General features: G+C 60.8%; 12 protein-coding genes and 2 tRNA genes. 6 read left to right on the forward strand and 8 right to left on the reverse strand.

Annotated elements, in window-relative coordinates:
- Positions 1-65 precede the first annotated feature (65 nt).
- The 3 genes from ACI5GA_RS07975 to ACI5GA_RS07985 form a co-directional block, all read right to left on the reverse strand.
- Positions 66-1,763, reverse strand: coding sequence for a GMC family oxidoreductase (locus ACI5GA_RS07975; RefSeq protein ID WP_421422455.1), 1,698 nt, complete (start codon positions 1,761-1,763; stop codon positions 66-68).
- A 15-nt stretch (positions 1,764-1,778) separates the two neighbouring features.
- Complete coding sequence (locus ACI5GA_RS07980; RefSeq protein ID WP_404631576.1) at positions 1,779-2,831, reverse strand: ABC transporter substrate-binding protein; 1,053 nt, start codon at positions 2,829-2,831, stop codon at positions 1,779-1,781.
- A gap of 334 nt (positions 2,832-3,165) precedes the next feature.
- On the reverse strand, positions 3,166-4,077 hold the full coding sequence (locus tag ACI5GA_RS07985) for a LysR substrate-binding domain-containing protein (protein WP_421422456.1): 912 nt from the start codon (positions 4,075-4,077) through the stop codon (positions 3,166-3,168).
- Positions 4,078-4,188: 111 nt separating this feature from the next.
- Between ACI5GA_RS07985 and ACI5GA_RS07990 the strand changes: the two genes are divergently transcribed.
- Both ACI5GA_RS07990 and ACI5GA_RS07995 read left to right on the forward strand, forming a co-directional pair.
- Positions 4,189-5,268: a tartrate dehydrogenase gene (locus ACI5GA_RS07990; protein WP_421422458.1), complete on the forward strand. Its 1,080-nt coding sequence runs from the start codon at positions 4,189-4,191 to the stop codon at positions 5,266-5,268.
- Positions 5,269-5,377: 109 nt separating this feature from the next.
- Positions 5,378-6,304: a 2-hydroxyacid dehydrogenase gene (locus ACI5GA_RS07995; protein WP_421422459.1), complete on the forward strand. Its 927-nt coding sequence runs from the start codon at positions 5,378-5,380 to the stop codon at positions 6,302-6,304.
- 155 nt (positions 6,305-6,459) lie between these two features.
- Here the strand turns inward: ACI5GA_RS07995 and ACI5GA_RS08000 are convergent, their stop codons facing one another.
- Complete coding sequence (locus ACI5GA_RS08000; RefSeq protein WP_421422460.1) at positions 6,460-10,257, reverse strand: molybdopterin-dependent oxidoreductase; 3,798 nt, start codon at positions 10,255-10,257, stop codon at positions 6,460-6,462.
- 516 nt (positions 10,258-10,773) lie between these two features.
- Here ACI5GA_RS08000 and nirB point away from each other — a divergent pair.
- Both nirB and nirD read left to right on the forward strand, forming a co-directional pair.
- On the forward strand, positions 10,774-13,332 hold the full coding sequence (gene nirB, locus ACI5GA_RS08005) for a nitrite reductase large subunit NirB (protein ID WP_404631588.1): 2,559 nt from the start codon (positions 10,774-10,776) through the stop codon (positions 13,330-13,332).
- The gene (gene nirD / locus ACI5GA_RS08010) at positions 13,329-13,706 is read left to right on the forward strand and encodes a nitrite reductase small subunit NirD (RefSeq protein ID WP_404631590.1); all 378 of its coding nucleotides are present in this window, start codon (positions 13,329-13,331) and stop codon (positions 13,704-13,706) included. Before nirB ends, nirD begins: the two co-directional genes overlap by 4 nt.
- Before the next feature lie 318 nt (positions 13,707-14,024).
- On the opposite strand, the gene ACI5GA_RS08015 is transcribed toward nirD, so the two are convergent.
- Together ACI5GA_RS08015 and ACI5GA_RS08020 are read right to left on the reverse strand one after the other, a co-directional pair.
- Positions 14,025-14,101, reverse strand: a tRNA-Asp gene (locus ACI5GA_RS08015).
- A 20-nt stretch (positions 14,102-14,121) separates the two neighbouring features.
- Positions 14,122-14,197: transfer RNA gene (locus ACI5GA_RS08020), tRNA-Val, on the reverse strand.
- Positions 14,198-14,357: 160 nt separating this feature from the next.
- Here ACI5GA_RS08020 and rdgC point away from each other — a divergent pair.
- Both rdgC and ACI5GA_RS08030 read left to right on the forward strand, forming a co-directional pair.
- Positions 14,358-15,278 carry a recombination-associated protein RdgC gene (rdgC, locus tag ACI5GA_RS08025; RefSeq protein ID WP_404631592.1) on the forward strand — a complete coding sequence of 307 codons (921 nt, stop codon included), beginning with the start codon at positions 14,358-14,360 and terminating at the stop codon, positions 15,276-15,278.
- Positions 15,279-15,362: 84 nt separating this feature from the next.
- A complete protein-coding gene (locus ACI5GA_RS08030) occupies positions 15,363-16,325 on the forward strand; it encodes a bile acid:sodium symporter family protein (protein ID WP_404631594.1) in 963 nt (320 codons plus the stop codon).
- 174 nt (positions 16,326-16,499) lie between these two features.
- On the opposite strand, the gene ACI5GA_RS08035 is transcribed toward ACI5GA_RS08030, so the two are convergent.
- Both ACI5GA_RS08035 and ACI5GA_RS08040 read right to left on the reverse strand, forming a co-directional pair.
- Positions 16,500-16,982, reverse strand: a complete 483-nt coding sequence (locus ACI5GA_RS08035; RefSeq protein WP_404631596.1) for a GAF domain-containing protein — start codon at positions 16,980-16,982, stop codon at positions 16,500-16,502.
- Entirely contained in the window at positions 16,979-17,872 is an 894-nt protein-coding gene (locus tag ACI5GA_RS08040) for an ATP-binding protein (protein ID WP_421422461.1), read from the reverse strand. Before ACI5GA_RS08040 ends, ACI5GA_RS08035 begins: the two co-directional genes overlap by 4 nt.
- Positions 17,873-17,937: the final 65 nt, after the last annotated feature.

Below are 17,937 nucleotides of genomic sequence, written 5' to 3' on the forward strand. Positions count from 1 at the left end.
CGGCTTGCTGGCGAATGGGTCGTCACCCAGTTGATTGTTCCCACGCTCCGCGTGGGAACAATCGATCAAAAAGGCTGCGCCTTGATCAAATCGGCAATGCGCTCAGCCATCATGATCGTCGGCACGTTGGTGTTGGCACACGGAATCGACGGCATCAACGACGCATCGCACACGCGCAATCCCTCAACACCGATCACCCGGCCGTCGGCTGTCGTCACCGCCAAAGGATCATCGACACGTCCCATGCGACAAGTGCCCGATGGATGCCAGGTCCCACCGACATTGCGACGCACAAACTCAGTCAACGCCTGATCATCCGTCAGCAGCTTCTTCAGGGTCACGCCTTGGGTCACCGATCCATGAATCAACAGCCCCCGCAGCGGCCCGGCGATGTCCAGCAGCGCACTCAAAAGCCCACGCTGAATCCCATTGAATACCCCAGGCATCGCCACTTTTGCCACGCGCGGCGAATAGCTGGACGGAAACACCACGCTGCGCTGATCGCTCAGCGCATCGTCCAATAAGGTCTGCGCACCGAAGCGTAACGCCTGCTTCATGCGTTCCAGATCCCGCGCATCCGAGAGCATGCCAAAGCTCACATCCGGCTCGTCCTGAGGATCTTTCGACGTCAGACGCAAACGCCCCCGTGAGTAGGATTTATTGACCCAGAAAAAGATCGTGCCCATCCGATAGCCAATCGAATGCCAGCCCGAACGGGACAGGATCGCGCCGTGCATGTCACCGACAGGCGTATCTTGTACACCCGATGAAAACCGCACGATGGCCTGCTCGTGATGCTCATCAGGAAACGGCGTGCGCCCCTGACGCGTGAGCAACGCCGACACCGCAATCGAGGGATGTTCCATCAGATTTCCACCGACGCCGAGACGATCCGCCACCACCGGAATGCCCAGCGCGTTCAACTCCTCGGCAGGCCCAACGCCGCTGCGCAGCAGAATCGCCGGGCTGTGAATCGCCCCGGCGCAAAGGATCACTTCCTTGGCCGTCAGTAACTCCACCCGGCTGTCGCTGCCGATGATCTGCGCACCGACAGCCCGACGCGCCTTGAACAGCACACGATCCACCACGCACTGAGTGCGGATGGTCAGATTGCTGCGTCGCCGCACGTCATCGGTCAGGTAGCACACCGATGTAGGAATCCGCTCGCCCTGTTCGCTGACTCCGATCGCCCCCACGTAAGTGCCGTCTTCCCAAGGCCCGTTCTGGTCCGCCTTGTGGGCGAGACCTTGTCCGGCGAGCACCTTGATCACCGCTTTGACGAAGGGAGAAAGACGCTCGGCGGGCGTACGACGAATCCGCACCGGGCCGTGATTACCATGCCGCTCTGCATGCTGCGGGCCACTGAAATCCGTGTCGTTTTCCAGCTTGCGAAAGTACGGCAGGCAGTTGGCCCAGTTCCAGCCTTCGGCGCCGAGTTGTTGCCATTCGTCATAGTCCGCAGGCGCGCCACGGTTGGTCATCAGCGCGTTGATGGCCGAACCGCCACCGAGAATCCGCGCCTGTTCATACCGCCGATTCGCCGTCGCGCCCTTGACGATGAAGGCCGTGAGGCGCTGCCAGATGTTACTGACGTCGAGGTACGCCCGCCCCGGATAGCGACTGCGGATGGCGGCGGGCATGGTATGCAGGGAAATGTCCCGCCCCGCTTCGATCAGGCAGACGTTGACGTTCGGGTCCTCGGAAAGCCGTGCGGCGAGCACGCAACCCGCCGACCCGCCGCCGAGAATCAGGTAATCGATCATCGACTTGCCCCGCACTTACTGAACGAACTTCAGCCAGCGATCCTTGGCCGCAATCCCGGCTGCCGACGCCCACCACTCTTCGGACATCAGCGCCTGTTTCGCGGCGTTGTCCGGCGAGCTTGGCAGTTCTTTCGCACGCTGCTCGGTGATTTTTCCAGTGGCGAATGCAGCCGGGTTACCTGGGCCGTAGTCGATGTATAGCGGCAGGTTGGCCTGCAATTCAGGGGACAGCGCTTCGTTGATGAACTTGACCGCCGCCGCGTAGTTCGGTGCGTCTTTGAGGATGCACAACTGGGTGTTTTGTAACAGGCCGTCGTTGTAGGTGAAGGCCACGTCAGGGTTGGTTTTCTGAACGGCGCTGGCGCGGCCGTTCCAGATCATCAGCATGTCGACTTCGCCGTCCGCCAGCAGTTGCGCCGACTGCCCGCCGGAGGTCCACCACACCGCGATGTTCGGCTTGATCTGCTCCAGGCGCTTGTAGGCCCGGTCAACGTCCAGCGGGTAGAGTTTGTCCCGTGGCACGCCATCAGAAAGCAAAGCAGCTTCGAGGGTGCTCATCGGGTCATTACGCAGGGCGCGGGTGCCGGGGAAGTTTTTCACGTCCCAGAATTCGGCCCAGGTCTGCGGGACTTTTTTCAGGGTTTTCTTGTTGTAGCCGATCACCGACGAATAGAACTCGTAGGCCACCGAATAAGGCGTGCGGTACTGCTCGGGGACCTTTTGCACATTCGGCATCTTGCTCAGATCGAGGGGTTCGATCAGGCCCTCGTTGCCGCCGCGTACGCAGTTCGACGGTGGGGTATCGATCACGTCCCACACCGGCTTTTTCGCATCGCCCATGGCCTTGACCATCGGCCAGGCGTCCGGCGCGCTGTCCTGTTTGATGGTCATGTTCAGGGATTTGGCTGCGGGGTCCAGAATGGCCTTGGTCTGGGCTTCCTGATAGGCGCCGCCTTGGGAGACAAAGGTGATTTGATCAGCCGCCAGCGCCGAAGACGCGCAAGCCACCGACAGGCTCAACAGGGATAAGACGGAACCGAACGCTGCAGCAACAGACAAGGTTTTCATGGCAAATCATCCTGGACGTGATTTAACTCGGCTTGATTCGGCAGCTAAAAAACCTGAAAGACACCCTGCACTGTCATGCGCTGCTCAGATTTTCTTGTTGTTGGACCGAGCGGGACATCTGGACGTTACAAGAGCATGACGCTGGGGGGCAATGCACGAATAGTCAGGGCAAACATAATCTCAAGTCATGCACTTAATATGTGGGAACCGGCTTGCTGGCGAATGCGTTGTGTCAGCCGACTTACCCATCACTGGCCCACCGCTTTCGCCAGCATGCCGGCTCCCACAAGGAGGATGGGCTCTATCTCGGAATATCTAACAGACTCAGAGAAGGTCACCGAATCGCAGCAAACGGCAAGCGCTTGCCCAGCGCTCCGGCCACGTGCTGCACGAACACCGAGATGCGTTGCGGAATGTGTCGGCGATGCTGATACACCGCGAAGATGTCGCCCCGTGGGGCCTGATGGTCCGTCAAGACGGCGCGCAATCGACCGGATTCCAGATGCTCCTGCACGTCCCAACGTGATCGCAAAATCAATCCATGACCTTCCAGCGCCAGACTCACCGCGACTTCGCCGTCGTTGCTCGACAGCGTGCCACTGACCTTGTGAGAGAACTCCTGACCGTCTTTGTGAAAACGCCAGATCGCGTAATCGCTGCCGAACTGGCGCAACACGATGCAGTTATGCCGCGCCAGATCGGCCACCGATACAGGTTCAGGCATAGCTTCAAGGTATCTTGGTGATGCGCAGAGAATGCGCGGATTCTCCAACAGCCGCACGCCGATCAAACGCGAATCCGGCGGCTCGCCCATGCACAAACCGACGTCGAACTGGTCGTCCAGCAGACTCAAGGGCTGGCTGGTCAGCTCAAGGGATATCTCCAGCTCCGGGTGCAAACGCGCGAATTCCGAGACCACGGGCGCCAGATGTCGTCGGCCAAACCCGAGTGTGCCATTGATCCGCAAACGCCCCCGCAACGTGGCCTGGCGCGCATTGAGTGCGCTTTCCAGTTCTTCAAGCTGACGCAGAATCGGTCGCCCGCCTTCCAGGTATTGCGAACCTTCGGGCGTCAGCGTCAAACGCCGAGTGGTGCGCTGCAACAACTGCACCCCCAGCCGCGCTTCCAGTTGGCTCAAACGCTTGCTCACGGCGGGCAACGACAAGCCCAGATGCCGGGCCACTTCAGTCAGGCTGCCTCGCGTTGCCACGTGCTGGAAGAAACTCAGGTCGTCGATCGCGCTCACGGACTCTTTCCTAAAATCTAAGAATGGCTTTCTTTCCAGACCAATTATTAATCCAGAAACACTGCATACACTGGCCGCCATTGCCTTTCAATCCCCAGCAGGAGAATCCCCATGAGCAAAGCCCAGTACAAAATTGCAGTGATTCCCGGCGATGGCATCGGCAAGGAAGTCATGCCCGAAGGCGTGCGGGTGCTCGACGCCGTGGCCGCCAAACACAACCTGGACCTGCAATGGGACTGGTTCGATTTCGCCAGCGCCGATTACTACCTCGCTCACGGCAAGATGATGCCGGACAACTGGTTCGAACTGCTCAAGGGTTACGACGCGATCTACTTCGGCGCCGTTGGCTGGCCGGATGTGGTGCCCGATCACATTTCCCTATGGGATTCGCTGTTGCAGTTCCGTCGCGAGTTCGACCAGTACGTCAACCTGCGCCCCTGCCGCCTGATGCCTGGCGTGAAAGCGCCACTGGCCCACCGCAAGCCCGGCGATATCGACTTCTGGGTGGTGCGTGAAAACACCGAGGGTGAATATTCCAGCGTCGGCGGCAAGATGTTTCCCGGCACCGAGCGCGAAATCGTGTTGCAGGAAACGGTGATGACCCGCGTCGGTGTCGACCGGATTCTCAAGTTCGCCTACGACCTGGCCCAGAGCCGTCCGAAGAAGCACCTGACCTCGGCCACCAAATCCAACGGCATCGCCATCACCATGCCGTACTGGGACGAACGCGTCGCGGAAATGGGCAAGCAGTACCCGGACGTGAACGTCGACAAGTACCACATCGACATCCTCACCGCGAACTTCGTCCTGCACCCTGACTGGTTCGACGTGGTGGTGGCCAGCAACCTGTTCGGCGACATCCTCTCCGACCTCGGCCCGGCCTGCACCGGCACCATCGGCATCGCGCCGTCGGCCAACATCAACCCCGAGCGCACCTTCCCCAGCCTGTTCGAACCCGTGCACGGCTCTGCGCCGGACATCGCGGGCAAAGGCATCGCCAACCCCATCGGGCAGATCTGGTGCGGCGCGATGATGCTCGATCATCTCGGCCACCCGGAAGCGGGCGCGGCTGTGCTGGCAGCCATCGAAAGCGTGCTGTCGATAGGGCCGCAAGACGCGCCACTGACCCGCGACATCGGCGGCACCGGCAACACCGAAGCGCTGGGCAAGGCCATCGCCGCTGCGGTCTGATTCGGCAGAAAACGCGCAATCTCCCGTTCACAGGCTGTGATTCGGGAGATTATTGCGTACGGTTCTGGCATCGTGGGGCCCACCTTCCCCGAGTGATGCGAGAAAGCCGATGGCGCTCCTGTTCAAAGTCCCCGATGCCCGCGGTCTCGCGTGGAAATCCCTGTTCGAAATCCACGCTCCGGATATCGACCTGCGCCTGTGGCCAGAAATAGGTGAACCTTCAGAAGTTCGCTATTTTGCCGCCTGGCAGCCGCCGCAGAATCTGCATGAGCGCTTCCCGAACCTTGAAGTGATCTTCGCCACATCGGCGGGGGTCGATCAGTTTGATCTGGGTGAATTGCCCGAGCACATCAAAGTCGTGCGCATGCTGGACCCCGGCATCGCTCAGGGCATCGTGGAATACGCCTGCTTTGCGGTGTTGAGCCTGCATCGGGACATGCCCCTGTACCTACAACAGCAGCGCGACCAGCAATGGCAGGAACACGAACTGACACCGGCCAGAAGACGCCGCGTTGGCGTGATGGGATTGGGGAATCTCGGCGTGGCGTCGCTGGAGGCTCTGCGCCCGTTCGGCTTCGAACTGAGCGGCTGGGCCAGGTCGCAGAAGGACATTCCGGGCGTGCAATGTTTTTACGGTTCAGGCCAGTTGCCGGATTTTCTCGCGCACTGCGACATTCTGATCTGCCTGCTGCCGCTAACTGACGATACGCGCGGCGTTCTCAACGCCAATACCTTCAACGCGATGCCCAAGGGTGCGCAATTGATCAACCTGGGGCGCGGTGGGCATCTGGTCGAACATGATCTTCTAGATGCGTTGGCCAGCGGGCAGTTGAGCCATGCCGTCATCGACGTGTTGAACGACGAACCGCCGTCCACCGACCACCCGTTCTGGCACCACCCCCACATCTGGCTGACCCCGCACATCGGCGCAAACACCTCACCGGAGACGGCATTCGACGTGCTGCTGGCGAACATCCGACAGCATCAAAATGGGGAAAGGATGGAGGGTGAAATTGCGCGGGATCAGGGGTATTGACCTGTGGCGTCAGATACACTGCTATCGCCAGCAAGCCGGCTCCCACAATGATCTGCGTCAAGCCGTAAATTCGGGATCAACACGAATCCTGTGGGAGCCGGCTTGCTGGCGAAAGCGATTTATCAAGCAACACAAATCGCCAGAGAGCGATCAGCTCAATACACATCCCGCACGTAACGCTTCTGCGTCGCCATTTCCTGCAAATGCTCGGCAGCACGTTCCGCGCTCATCCCGCCCTGCTCGCTAATCACATCACGCAGGGCCTGATCGACATCCTTGGCCATGTAAGTCGCGTCGCCACAGATGTAGATCCCCGCGCCCTCCTGCATCCAACGCCACAGTTCGGCGCCTTGCTCGCGGATGCGGTGCTGGACGTAGATTTTCTCCGCCTGGTCCCGCGAGAACGCCAGGCTCAGGTTCGTCAGCAAGCCGTTTTTCTGCATGGTTTCCAGTTCATCGCGGTAATAAAAGTCGGTCGCCGCATGCTGTTCACCAAAGAACAGCCAGTTACGCCCCCGATCCCCGCGCGCCTGGCGCTCCTGCAAAAACGCGCGAAACGGCGCGACGCCAGTGCCAGGTCCGATCATGATCATCGGCACATCCCCGTCAGCGGGCGGGCGGAAATGCTGGGTGGGTTGCAGGAAGATCGGCACCTCGCAATCCTCGGCCCGGTCCGCCAGAAAGGTCGATGACACCCCCTTTCGCTTGCCATAACGCACGGCAGAAACCGTCAGATGAACGGCATCGGGATGAACCTTGGAACTGGACGCAATCGAGTACAGCCGAGGCTGTAACGGCTTGAGGGTTGTCAGCAAATCCTGAGCCGAGCAGCGCAGAGGAAACTCGCGCAGCACATCCGCCAGTTGCCGCCCCCACAGCCAGCTTTTCAACTCACCCTTGAAAGGTCCGCTAAGTAACGTTTTCAGCTCCTGACTGCCGCTGCGCTGCGCAATGAAACCCAGCGCTTCGGCAGCAGGGCGGGCAATCTCGAAGTGCCCCGATAACGCCTCGCGCAGCGAGACATCCCCCGCCTTGGCCACGTGGACCGCCTGTTCACCCGACAACCCCGTCAGTTCCAGCAGTTCATCCACCAACGCCGGGCAGTTGCGCGGCCACACGCCCAGCGCATCGCCCGCTTCATAGGTCATGCCCGAATCCCCCAGCGTCAGGGCGAACTGGCGCGTGTCCTTGCCTGCGCCCTCCCCGTTTAATCGGCGATTAATAGAAAGCCGGGCGGCATGGGGACGCGAGCGAGTGGGCTGTCCGTTCCGAGGTTCAGCCGCTTCGATATCCGGTACATTCAACGCCAGCGCCTGTTGCAAGGCCTTGAACCAGCCCTTGGCCTGATCCTGAAAATCCCCGTCGCAATCCACGCGCGGCGTCAGTGGCAATGCGCCCAATGTCGCCAGACGCAGATCCAGATTCTTGCCGTGCTGGCAGAAACTTTCATAACTGGGATCGCCCAGCGCCAACACGGCATAACGCAGCGATTCAAGGCGCTCTTGCCGTGCAGTCAGTGCCTGCCAGAACCCTTGCCCATTGTCCGGTGAATCCCCGTCGCCAAAGGTGCTGCTGATCAGCGCAACATACTTCGCCTCGCTCAAACGGCTCAGCGGATAGCTGTCCATCGCTGACACCTGTACTGGCACGCCTGCTGCTCTTAACCGGCTGCCGAAGCCCTTGGCCAGTGTCTCGGCGTTGCCCGTCTGCGAGGCCCAGAGCAGGGTCAGCAATGGTTCACCTTCCAGTGCGGCTTCCTCGTCATCATCGGCCTGCGGCAAATCGAGAAAACGATGGCCAATCAACTCGACCTTCTTCAACGCCACCGCGCAACACTTGAATTCGGGCTGCTGGGAGATCGGATCGATGGCGTCGCTGGTCACAGCGTTGATGGCCAGATTCTCGCCGTACACGTCGTTCCAGTGAAACGGCGTGAAGCAGTTGCCGGGCAGCACCCTGTCCGTCACCACAGCAGGTAATACGGCGTGGCCTCGCACCGAACGCACTTCCACGGCGTCCTTGTCGACAATACCCAGCCTCTCGGCATCCTCGGGATGAATCTCGACGAAGGGGCCGGGATTGAGTGTGTTCAGGGTCGCGACTTTGCCGGTCTTGGTCAGCGTGTGCCACTGGTGCTGCACGCGGCCGGTGTTGAGCACTATTGGAAAGGCATCGCTGGGCATCTCGGCGGGCAGCCTGTGCGGGCGCGGCAGGAACTGCGCCTTGCCGGATGGCGTGGCAAAAACAATGGCCGGGCGCCGGCCCTGTTCGTCGTGCTTCACGGTTTGGCTGGTGCCATTGTTGAGGTAGCGAATCGGGTTGCGCGTGCCCTCGGCGTCGAGCGCAATCGGCCATTGCAGCGGTTGCTCACGCAAGCGCGAATACGAGGCGCCACGAATGTCGTAACCGGTCTTCGGATTCCAGGCCTGTTTGATTTCCTCGAACACCGCTTCGGCAGACGCATAGCTGAACGCCTCGGCAAAGCCCATTTCGCAGGCCACGCGGGCGATGATCTGCCAATCCGGCAACGCATCGCCGGGAGCATCGACGGCTTTCTGCGTGAGGTTGAGATTGCGCTCGGAATTGATCATCACGCCCTCCGCCTCAGACCACAGCGCGCCGGGCAGAAGAATGTCGGCGTAGCGATTGGTTTCGGTGTCGAGAAAGGCATCTTGAGTGATCACCAATTCGGCGGTTTGCAGCGCATCGATCACGGTCGAGCGATTGGCGACGCTGGCCACCGGGTTGGTGCAGATGATCCAGCAGGCCTTGATCACGCCGTCGCGCATCTGCTGGAACATGTCGAGGGTGCCGCCACCGAGCGCATGACCGAGGCTGCCTTGGGGGATCGCCCACAGGCGCTCAATAAAGCTGCGGTCTTGTTCGACGAGCACCGAGCGCTGCCCCGGAAGTCCTGGTCCCATGTAGCCCATTTCCCGGCCGCCCATGGCGTTGGGCTGGCCGGTTAGGGAAAAAGGCCCGCTGCCAGGACGACAGATCGCCCCCGTCGCCAAATGCAGGTTGCACAGCGCATTGGTGTTCCAGGTGCCGTGGGTGCTCTGGTTCAGGCCCATGGTCCAGCAGCTCATCCATTCAGGCGCCTGGCCGATCATCTGCGCCGCCTGACGAATGTCGCGCTCTGCCAGACCGGTGAGTTGCGCGACTTTTTCCGGCGTGTAGTCGGCGAGAAACTCGGGCATCACCTCCCAGCCTTGGGTGTAGGCCGCGATGAACGCCGCATCGATGTCACCATTGATCAGCAGCAAGTGAAGCAGGCCGTTGAGCAAGGCCAGATCGGTGCCGGGTTTGATCTGTAAAAACAGATCGGCTTTATCGGCGGTGGCACTGCGGCGGGGATCGACAACAATCAGCTTCGCCCCGGCCTTGACCCGGTCCATCATGCGCAGGAACAGGATCGGGTGACAGTCGGCCATGTTCGCGCCGATCACGAAGAACACATCGGCCTTGTCGAAATCATCGTAGGAACCGGGCGGACCGTCCGAACCGAGGGACAGTTTGTAGCCACTGCCCGCACTGGCCATGCACAGCCGCGAGTTGGATTCGATGTTGTTCGTGCGCACAAAGCCCTTGGCCAGCTTGTTGGCCAGGTACTGAGCCTCCAGCGACATTTGCCCGGAGACATAAAAGGCCAGCGCGTCAGGCCCGTCGCGGTCGAGGATCGCGCGCAGGCGCCGGGCGGTTTCGCTGATCGCAGCGTCGATGCCGGTTTGCACCGGGTCTTGCTGGCGTTGATCGCGAACGTAGGCCGATTCCATGCGCCCTGACTCGGCAATCGCCTGACCGCAGGTCGTGCCCTTGGTGCACAGACGGCCGAAGTTGGTCGGATGGGCCTTGTCGCCGCTGACCTTGATCACCCGGTTGTTCTCGACCTGCATCACGATGCCGCAACCGACACCACAATAAGGACACACACTTCGCACGCTGCTCGCCATACCCACCTTCCCGAAAACAAAAAAGCGCCTTGTTCTCCACCGTCGAAAACGGGGAGCACACGGCGCCTTTGTCGTGAAGTGGGCAATCGGCGTTGATTGCCTGTGTGGAGGGGTTTGCAAACAGTAGGCCAGTTATCCTGCACATGATGTGACATGGGCGCGCGGCTCGCGACGCCGGATATTGAAGGCCGTCCTCGCCACAACCTGGGGCGACTCAGCGGATAAATGCACCTTTTATGTGCCGACGCAGTGACGTTTCTGGCCGTAGGCCGTAGGAGCGTGGCTTGCCCGCGCTCTGGCACACCCATTGCTTCCCTCATTCCCAAGCCCAGCCAAACACAACGCTGGCAGCCCCGGCCAGTCAACGACGATTCGCCCTCGGGCCACATAGGTTCCGTCGACAGCGTGGTCGGGCGGCACCGCATAACAGAACAGGCAAAGGCGCCTGGAACCCAACGGTTCCAGGCGCCTTTTTTTTGCTTTCAAAAAACCTGACGAGCCGAGGCCGGATTCGATATGAACACCCCAGTCGCCCCTCTTGACGCTGTGCAAACCCTGATCGTGGTTGGTAACGGCATGGTCGGACACCACTGCGTCGAACAATTGATCGCCGCAGGCGCCCTAAACCGTTATCGCATTCACGTCTTTGGCGAGGAAGGTCAGCGCGCCTACGACCGCGTGCACCTCTCCGAATACTTCGGCGGGCGCGATGCCGAATCCCTGGCCCTGAGCGACGCTTCTTTATATGAGCAGGCCGGGCTGACCCTGCATCTGGGCGTTCCGGTGCTGGAAATCGACCGGGTTCGGCGCGAGGTCATCACTGCCCAAGGCTGCTTCAGCTACGACAAGCTGGTCCTGGCGACGGGCTCTTACCCGTTCGTGCCCCCAATTGAAGGCGCTGAGGGGCACTCGCGTCTGGTGTATCGCACCCTCGACGACCTGGACACCCTCCGCGCCGCTGCCAGCCAAGCGAAACGCGGCGTGGTGGTCGGCGGCGGGCTGTTGGGACTGGAAGCGGCCAATGCGCTGAAATCCCTTGGCCTGGAAGCTCATGTCGTCGAATTCGCCCCACGCCTGATGCCGGTGCAACTGGACGATTTCGGCGGTGCCGCATTAAAAACACGCATCGAGGCCCTCGGCGTCGGCGTGCACCTGTCCCGCGCCACGCAGTCGATCACCCGAGGCGAGGAGTACCGCTATCGCATGAATTTCGCCGAGGACGAATTCCTCGAAACCGACCTGATCGTGTTTTCCGCAGGCATTCGCCCGCAAGACGCCCTCGCCCGCCAGTGCGCACTGGAGCTCGGGCCGCGCGGTGGCATCGCCATCGATGAGCACTGCCGCACCAGCGACGCCGACATCTTCGCCATCGGCGAATGCGCCGCATGGAATGGCAGCGTGTTCGGCCTGGTTGCGCCGGGGTATCAGATGGCGCGCAATGTCGCCGCGCAGTTGTGTGAGCAGGACGCCCAGCCGTTCTTCGGCGCTGACATGTCGACCAAGCTCAAGCTGCTGGGTGTGGACGTCGCCTCGATTGGCGACGCCCACGGCGCATTGACCGGTGCACGCAGTTACCGCTTCATCGACGAAGCCACAGCCAGTTATCGGCGTCTGGTCGTGTCGGCGGATGGCAAACAGGTGCTGGGCGCTGTGCTGGTCGGCGACAACAGTTACTACGACACCCTGCTGCAATACGCCCAAAACGGCATCAAGCTGCCCGCCGATCCGTCGAGCCTGATCATGCCGCAAAGCGAAGGCGCGCCGACACTCGGCGCCGACGCCTTGCCTGCGACGGCCACCATCTGCTCCTGCCACAACGTCAGCAAAGCCTCGATCTGCTCGGCCATCGACGGCGGCTGCACCGACCTCGCTGGCATCAAGGCCTGCACCAAGGCTGCCACCGGTTGCGGCGGTTGCGCGGCGTTGTTGAAAAGTGTATTCGAACACGAACTGACCGCTCGCGGCGTGGCTGTAGACAAAAGCCTGTGCGAGCACTTCGCCTATACCCGTCAGGAGCTATACGCCTTCGCTCGGGTCGAAAAAATCGAAACATTCGAAGACATGCTCACTCGTCACGGCAAGGGCCATCTTGGTTGCGACATCTGCAAGCCAGCGGTCGGCTCGATCCTTGCGTCTTGCTGGAACAAGCCGATCATGGACCCATCGCTGGTGCCATTGCAGGACACCAACGACACGTTCATGGCCAACATGCAGAAGAACGGCACCTATTCGGTGGTCCCGCGCATTCCGGCGGGTGAAATCACCCCCGAGGGCCTGATCGCCATTGGTGCCGTGGCGAAGAAATACGACCTGTACACCAAGATTACCGGCGGGCAGCGCATCGACCTGTTTGGCGCGCAGTTGCACGAATTGCCGGACATCTGGGCCGAACTGATCGCCGCCGGGTTCGAAACCGGGCATGCCTATGGCAAATCGACGCGCACGGTAAAGTCTTGTGTAGGCAGCACCTGGTGTCGCTATGGCGTGCAGGACAGCGTGCAAATGGCTTTGAACATCGAGGATCGTTACAAGGGGCTGCGCTCGCCTCATAAATTGAAGTTCGCGGTGTCGGGCTGCACCCGAGAATGCGCCGAAGCGCAGAGCAAGGACATCGGGGTGATTGCCACCGAGAACGGCTGGAACCTGTATGTCTGTGGCAATGGCGGCATGCGCCCGCGTCACGCCGAGCTGTTCGCCACGGACCTGGATGACGAAACGCTGATTCGCTACATCGACCGGGTGCTGATGTTCTACATCCGCACCGCTGACAAGTTACAACGCACGTCGGTATGGCGCGAATCGCTGGAGGGCGGGCTGGATTACCTCAAGGCCGTGGTCATCGACGACAGCCTGGGGCTGGCCGCCGAACTGGAGGAACAGATGCAACTGGTGGTCGACCGTTACGAATGCGAATGGGCCAACGCCCTCAAGAGCCCGGAAAAGCTCAAGCGCTTCCGCACGTTCGTCAACGATAAAAGCGCCGACCCGGACATCCATTTCGTCAAGGAACGCAGCCAGCGTCGTCCGGCGCGCAGCCATGAACTCAACCTGATTCCTGTGGAGATCGCACGATGAGCCCGACCGGTGCAGTGATGATGGACCTTTCCAAGACCCAAGCCTGGCGCGCGGTGTGCGCCCGTGACGACCTGGTGCTCAACTCCGGCGTCGTCGCGCTGGTGGGTAACCAGCAAGTGGCGTTGTTTTACGTCGCCTGCATCAGCGGGACGCCGCAGTTGTTTGCCGTTGATAACCGTGATCCGGTGTCGGGTGTGAACGTGATCGGGCGCGGACTGGTGGGCAGTGTCGCGGGCAGCCTGGTGATCGCCTCACCTCTATATAAACAGCATTACCGGCTGGAGGATGGGTTGTGCCTGGAAGATCCGGCGTTGAAGTTGAGGACCTGGCCGGTGCGGTTGAGTGGCGATGTGGTGGAGGTGGATGTGGGGTAGCGGCAGGTCCACAACCTGTGGGAGCCGGCTTGCTGGCGAATGCGGTGCCTCTGATACGAAAGTATCGCCTGACACGACGCCTTCGCCAGCAAGCCGGCTCCCACAGGTTCGGCGTCGAACAAAAGGCATGGAGCCGACTCGGTCATTGTGGGAGCCAACCGGGAGGGGAAGGCGGTTGACCAAGTAACATAGAATCTCCCAAAAGGGTTATTCCCCAAGGTATTCCTTCCCACCCACCAAATCCCAGGCACAAAAAAAGCGACCCTAAGGTCGCTTTCTCTGTCGTATCGAGGAGTTCAAGGGCCTCGATACTCAATATGGCGCAGCGGACGGGACTCGAACCCGCGACCCCCGGCGTGACAGGCCGGTATTCTAACCGACTGAACTACCGCTGCGCGTAACACCTTTCAACGAGTGGTGGGTGATGACGGGATCGAACCGCCGACCCTCTGCTTGTAAGGCAGATGCTCTCCCGGCTGAGCTAATCACCCTTGTCTCTCGGTGTGGCGCGCATTCTACGGAGCGATCCCACCTCTGGCAAGCACTTTTTCAAATAATTTTTATAATCCCGCCAAAGGCTTACATCAGGGTTGGCCGAAGGGTCGCGGCAGCGAATAATGCCCCCCTTTGTATAAAGGAGAGATGTAACCCATGTGGTTCAAAAACCTGCTCGTGTATCGCCTGACCCAGGACCTGCCATTTGACGCCGAGGCGCTGGAAGCCGCATTGGCGACCAAGCCTGCACGCGCGTGTGCCAGCCAGGAGTTGACCACTTACGGTTTTGTCGCGCCATTCGGCAAAGGTGAAGACGCACCACTGGTACACGTCAGCGGCGACTTCATGCTGGTCTCGGCGCGCAAGGAAGAGCGCATTCTGCCGGGCAGCGTGGTCAATGACGCGCTGAAAGAGAAAGTCGAAGAGATCGAGACCGAGCAGATGCGCAAGGTCTATAAAAAGGAACGCGACCAGCTCAAGGACGAAATCGTCCAGGCGTTCCTGCCTCGCGCGTTCATTCGCAAGTCGTCGACCTTCGCCGCCATCGCGCCGAAGCAGGGCCTGATTCTGGTCAACGCCTCCAGCCCGAAACGCGCCGAAGACCTGTTGTCGACCCTGCGTGAAGTGGTCGGCTCGTTGCCCGTGCGTCCAGTGACGGTAAAAACCGCGCCGACCGCGATCATGACCGACTGGGTCAAGTCCGGCGAAACGGCAGCCAATTTCTTCGTGCTCGACGAGTGCGAACTGCGCGACACCCACGAAGACGGCGGCATCGTGAAGTGCAAGCGTCAGGACCTGACCAGCGACGAAATCCAACTGCACCTGAGTACCGGCAAAGTCGTCACTCAATTGTCTTTGGCCTGGCAGGACAAGCTGTCGTTCGTGCTGGACGACAAGCTGACCGTCAAGCGTCTGAAATTCGAAGACCTGCTGCAAGATCAAGCCGAACAGGACGGCGGCGACGACGCGCTGGGCCAACTGGACGCCAGCTTCACCCTGATGATGCTGACCTTCGGCGAGTTCCTGCCGGAGCTGTTCGAAGCGTTGGGCGGTGAAGAGATTCCGCAGGGGATCTGATTCACCACCGAACCTTGTGGGAGCCGACTTGCTGGCTCCCACAGTTTCAAACCCCGGTTCATCCAACAATAAAAGGAGCAAGCCATGCGTGCGCTGGCTGCATTGAGTCGTTTTGTCGGTAACACCTTCGCGTACTGGGTGCTGCTGTTCGCCGTGCTGGCGTTCCTGTTTCCGAGCTGGTTCATCAGCCTGAAAACCCTGATCGTCCCACTGCTGGGACTGGTCATGTTCGGCATGGGGCTGACCCTGAAGCTGGAAGATTTCTCCGAGGTCGTGCGCCATCCATGGCGTGTAGCGCTGGGTGTGGTTGCGCATTTCGTGATCATGCCGGGGGTGGCGTGGTTGCTGTGCCAGGTGTTCCACCTGCCTGCGGAAATCGCCGTCGGCGTGATTCTGGTCGGCTGCTGCCCGAGCGGCACCTCGTCCAACGTCATGACCTGGCTGGCCAAAGGTGATCTGGCGCTGTCGGTAGCCATCGCCGCCGTCACCACCCTCCTCGCCCCGTTGCTGACCCCGGCGCTGATCTGGCTGCTGGCCTCGGCGTGGCTGCCGGTGTCCTTCATGGAAATGTTCTGGTCGATCCTGCAATTCGTGATGCTGCCGATCGTCCTCGGCGTAGTCGCCCAGCGCGTACTCGGCGAAAAAGTGAGCTACGCCGTCGATGTGCTGCCGCTGATTTCGGTGGTGAGCATCGTGATGATCGTCTGCGCAGTGGTGGCGGCCAGCCAGGCGAAGATCGCCGAATCGGGTCTGCTGATCATGGCCGTGGTCGTGCTGCACAACAGCTTTGGTTTCCTTCTGGGTTATTTCACCGGCAAGCTGTTCAAACTGCCGTTGCCACAGCGCAAGTCACTGTCGCTGGAAGTCGGTATGCAGAACTCCGGCCTCGGCGCCGCACTGGCCGCTTCGCACTTCTCACCACTGGCAGCGGTACCCAGCGCGCTGTTCAGCGTGTGGCACAACATTTCGGGGGCGTTGCTGTCGACGTATTTCAGGAAGATGGAGCCTGAGGCGGCGGTGACAGAAGACAGACCGGTAGCAGGCTGACACCCCGCATCAGCCTATGGGAGCGAATTCGCTCCGGCGGCATTCCGACGATTGGCCCGGACATTCGGCAGATCTCTATCGGCTGTAGGATCGCATCGTCGGGATGCCGCCCAGAATGAGTTCGCATCCACAGTTGAATCTGCGTCAGCCCCGGACAAGGCACTGCCCGCCCTCTCAGCAGTCAGTGGCCTTGAGAAAAATCGCCGCCAAGGCTTCGATCCCCGCCTGATCCACCTCACTGAAACGCGCCAGACTCGGGCTGTCCAGGTCCAGCACGCCAATCAAGCGCCCGTCCTTGATCAACGGCACGACCAGCTCGCTGTTCGATGCGCTGTCACACGCGATGTGCCCTGGAAACTCATGCACGTCCAGCACGCGCTGGGTTTCGCGGGTCTGCGCGGCGGTGCCACAGACGCCTTTGCCGAACGGAATGCGCACGCAGGCAATCTGCCCCTGAAACGGGCCAAGCACCAGTTCTTCGTTGCGGTTGAGGTAGAAACCCGCCCAGTTGAGGTCTTCCAACTGGGTATACAGGAACGCCGAAAACTGCGCGGCGTTGGCAATGAAGTCGCGCTCGTCCGCCAGCAGGGATTCCAGTTGGGCGGTCAGCAGGTTGTAGCCATCAAGGCCCTGCCCTGCGGCATTCAAATCGATCATGGATGTTGCTCCAGCATTTTCAAACCAACCCAATAACGCGCGAACTGATAGGCACAACGGCCGTTGCGGTTGCCACGGCCCGTGGCCCAGCGCACCGCCAGAATGTCGAGTTCGTGGTCACGCTGCCATTGCAGCCCGGCCTTGCCCGCCAGTTCGCCGATCCAGTGCTCCACCACGTCCAGGTAATGCTCCTGCGTGAATGGATAGAAGGACAGCCACAAGCCAAAGCGGTCGGACAAGGCAATCTTGTCCTCGACCGCCTCGCTCGGATGAATTTCGCCATCGTCGCCGCGCTGCCAGTGCGCGTTGTCACTTTCCTTTTCCGGCACCAGATGGCGACGGTTGGACGTGGCGTACAGCAAGACGTTATCCGGGGCCTGCTCCAGCGAACCGTCGAGCACGCTCTTGAGGACGCGATAATCCCCCTCACCGGATTCGAACGACAGGTCATCGCAGAACAGCACGAAACGCTGCGGCAGCTTCTGCAATTGCTCAACGACGCGAGGCAGATCGCCCAGATGATCGCGTTCGATCTCGATCAGGCGCAGCCCGGCGTTGGCGTGCTCGGCCAGCAAAGCGCGAACCAGCGAAGATTTACCTGTCCCGCGAGACCCCCACAGCAACGCGTGGTTGGCAGGCAGGCCATCGATGAACTGCTGAGTGTTGCGCCCCAGTTGCGCGCGCTGCTGATCGACGCCGATCAGGTCCGACAGGCGCATGTCCAGCGTCACGTCCAGGGGCAGAAGATAACCGGTACGGCCCTCGCGCACCCAGCGGGCGGCCAGCGAGGTGTTCCAGTCTACCGGCTCGCGCACGGCGGGCAACAAAGGCTCAAGCCGCGCCAGAACCGACTCGGCACGTTCCAGAAATGCGTTCAACCGAGAATCCACGTTGTCTCCTTGATTTAACTGGTTAAAGCCGGTCTGCGATCAGCTATGCTTGGCCCGCAACGGAC

This window comes from Pseudomonas sp. Pseu.R1, assembly GCF_045764065.1.
Taxonomy (GTDB): Bacteria; Pseudomonadota; Gammaproteobacteria; order Pseudomonadales; family Pseudomonadaceae; genus Aquipseudomonas.

Coding starts and splice junctions, on each gene's coding strand:
- ACI5GA_RS07975 (WP_421422455.1), bottom strand. CDS start 1,763: ATGATCGATTACCTGATTCTCGGCGGCGGGTCGGCGGGTTGCGTGCTC.
- ACI5GA_RS07980 (WP_404631576.1), bottom strand. CDS start 2,831: ATGAAAACCTTGTCTGTTGCTGCAGCGTTCGGTTCCGTCTTATCCCTG.
- ACI5GA_RS07990 (WP_421422458.1), top strand. CDS start 4,189: ATGAGCAAAGCCCAGTACAAAATTGCAGTGATTCCCGGCGATGGCATC.
- ACI5GA_RS07995 (WP_421422459.1), top strand. CDS start 5,378: ATGGCGCTCCTGTTCAAAGTCCCCGATGCCCGCGGTCTCGCGTGGAAA.
- ACI5GA_RS08000 (WP_421422460.1), bottom strand. CDS start 10,257: ATGGCGAGCAGCGTGCGAAGTGTGTGTCCTTATTGTGGTGTCGGTTGC.
- nirB (WP_404631588.1), top strand. CDS start 10,774: ATGAACACCCCAGTCGCCCCTCTTGACGCTGTGCAAACCCTGATCGTG.
- nirD (WP_404631590.1), top strand. CDS start 13,329: ATGAGCCCGACCGGTGCAGTGATGATGGACCTTTCCAAGACCCAAGCC.
- rdgC (WP_404631592.1), top strand. CDS start 14,358: ATGTGGTTCAAAAACCTGCTCGTGTATCGCCTGACCCAGGACCTGCCA.
- ACI5GA_RS08030 (WP_404631594.1), top strand. CDS start 15,363: ATGCGTGCGCTGGCTGCATTGAGTCGTTTTGTCGGTAACACCTTCGCG.
- ACI5GA_RS08035 (WP_404631596.1), bottom strand. CDS start 16,982: ATGATCGATTTGAATGCCGCAGGGCAGGGCCTTGATGGCTACAACCTG.